Source organism: Veillonella sp. CAG:933, from assembly GCF_000431435.1.
Taxonomy (GTDB): Bacteria; Bacillota; Negativicutes; order Veillonellales; family Veillonellaceae; genus Veillonella_A.
In genome coordinates, this window is sequence record NZ_HF986243.1 from 1 (window position 1) to 2,757 (window position 2,757).

Genomic DNA, 2,757 nt, shown 5'->3' on the forward strand with positions numbered 1-2,757 from the left:
GTATTCCTGCTCAAGGCCAAGCGTCAACTGCAGCTCTTAAAGTAGTAGATTTGTATCCTGAGCAAATTGGTGATACTATCACATTACCCGATGAATTTACATCTCTTACTGGTTCTGACTTCGATATTGATAAGTTATTTGTTGCTAGGTACAATTATGATAAGAATGGTAATAGAATCAAATTTGAGACTAAAGAAGATTATACTAATAGACTTAGAGAAGCTGGTCTAGATGATGAAACCATAGTTCGTAGAGTTTATGAAAGATATAATGGTAAAACTGACTTTGAAGCAAACTCAAAAGAAGCAAATGAAAACATGCTTCTTGATATGTATATATCAGTTATTTCTAACCCATTGAACTTTGCAGAAGCTAGACAACCACTAGATACAGTAACCGATTACTTAAAAGATACTATTCTTAAAGAAGTAGATACAATAACTGGTCAAGGTAAACGTACAAGCAAATCCCAACTGTATTATGCCACTCCAGCATTCCAGAGTAGAACTAAAGCGGAGTTGAATGGTGGTAAATTTGGTATTGGTCCATTTGCATTAGCAAATGCTCATCAAGTTCTTACTCAATTGGTCAAATTAAGATTTAAACCAAATAAAATTTTAAGAGACTATGGTATAAGTAATTTGTACGGTATCCAGAGTAATGATAGAAATAAGATCAATATCCTTGACTGGTTATCAGCATTAATCAATGCTCATGTGGACGTTGCAAAAGATCCATACATCATTCGATTGAATGTAAGGAAGTTAACATTTAATATGACTAACTTCTTGATTAGATCTGGTAAAGGCGAAAGTACATTTTATTTCTTGCCTCAACAGATATTAAAAGACTTTGCAATAGAATATGACAAATACTCTGGCTTTTATAATGTAGATACACAAAACAAAAATCCTGAAAGTCTAGCATATAGAACTATTTGGAATACATATTTTGAGAAAGCAAAATCTTTATCTAAAGGTAAATATGATCAGCTTTTAGACTTTTTGAATGATAAAGGTGTAGGTGTTAAACAAAGAGAAAAGATGTTTGATGTCAATTACTTGAAAAAGCAGTTGAAAAAAGAAGAAACATTTGATTGGTACTACAATCAGTTGCTTATTATGAAGACTTATCAAGAACTTGATCCGTTCTCAAGATCTTTGTCTGAATTAACTACATTATCTCAAATTGATACTAAGCGCTTTGGTAATAATTTTGGTTTACAAAGTGCATTCTTGGATAAATGGAAACAATTCATGGTAGAGCAACAAGTATTTGAAGATCCTATAAAGGTATTCTCAAATACATTCTTAGGTAAGAAAATGCAAGATGCATTAATATTCCCTAGAATTGCCTTCCAAAACACAATGATTAGACTTACTCCAGAATTTGAAAACTTAAGAACATTAATAGAATTCTATACTAAGGGTTATGCAATTAGTGATGATACGTACATTAATAATATTACCAGAAGTATGGAAGCTACGTATAAAGCTGGTTTCTTTAATAAGTATTTAGCTGAAAATGGAATAAAGCTCAGTAGTTTGTTAGGTGGTCCAAATAGTATCTCTAAGAGATTGGATAGAATTAAATCTGATGTAAGAAGTGGCAAATATCCAGATTTATTAAGTAGTGATGGTTCATTTGAAAATGTACTTATTAATAACATCTTTAGTAGACCAAAGGAAGATACAACTGAATTAAATGGTCCTGATTTTATTGCTTACAAACCAAACAAGAGTGGTGATAATAACTTAGAAAATGAGATCATTAGAGCTTGGGAGGAATTGTGGGATAGTGATTATCAGGAAATAAGAGATTTTGCAAAAGATCTTGCATTGTATGCTTTCTATACTTCTGGTGATGCATTTGGTAAGAATAATATCTTTAGATATGTACCTAATTCAATCAGAGAGGAAATAGGTTATTTTGATTACATTAGAGATTTAGAACGAAATCCTGATGATGCAGTTAAAGATATTAAAGTATTCCAAGTAATAAAAGACTTGTGGTGGAACGACCACGTAGTTCCTACTATTGATTATTACGTATTAGATTCTAGTAGAGAAACTATTGAAGAAGAAGGTAGACCTGTATACAGGGCGTTACCTCACGAAGATAGTGGTTTTACTGTAGTAAACAAGAAAGGAGTAGAAGTACAAATTCCTGGCATTATATATGATAAAAAGTCTCAATCTATAATTTCATTCAATCAAAATGGTCAACCTATATATCCACCATTTAAAAAAGTAAAATTAGATAGAAACAATGATCCTAGAACAACATTCTTATATGAATATATAGGTATTAATGAAGATGAAGCTCCAGTATATCGATTAATTAATAAAAAGGGAATTGCATATAGAGGCAATGTATTAATAGAAAATGGTCGTAGTAAATCAGTTTTAAAGTACAATAATGTTGTACCAAAGGGTTATGAAATTATGCCAGAAGAACCAATAACTTGGGTTACTGATCTTACTCCGGTAAAAGCTAGTTTACAAGCAAAGGCATTTAATCAAGCTGGTGAATTTAACACAGACATGTTTGCTAATATACAGCAAACGGTTAAAACTCAACAAGCAACTGAACCATTATCTTATCAAGAATGGGTTAAAGACTATCAAACTCAAAAAGGTGAAGCTGATGCAGAAGCGGCATATCAACAATATCTGGATAACTTTGAGTATAATAAACCACAAATTGATGAACAGTCTCCAGTACAACCGAATGCATCTACAAACCTTGCAGAAGCAT

At 31.8% G+C, this 2,757-nt stretch carries 1 protein-coding gene; it reads left to right on the plus strand.

Annotated elements, in window-relative coordinates; all coding sequences use genetic code 11:
* Positions 1-2,757: hypothetical protein (locus QZL64_RS12800; protein WP_296309678.1), on the plus strand; the 2,757-nt coding region annotated here is incomplete at both ends.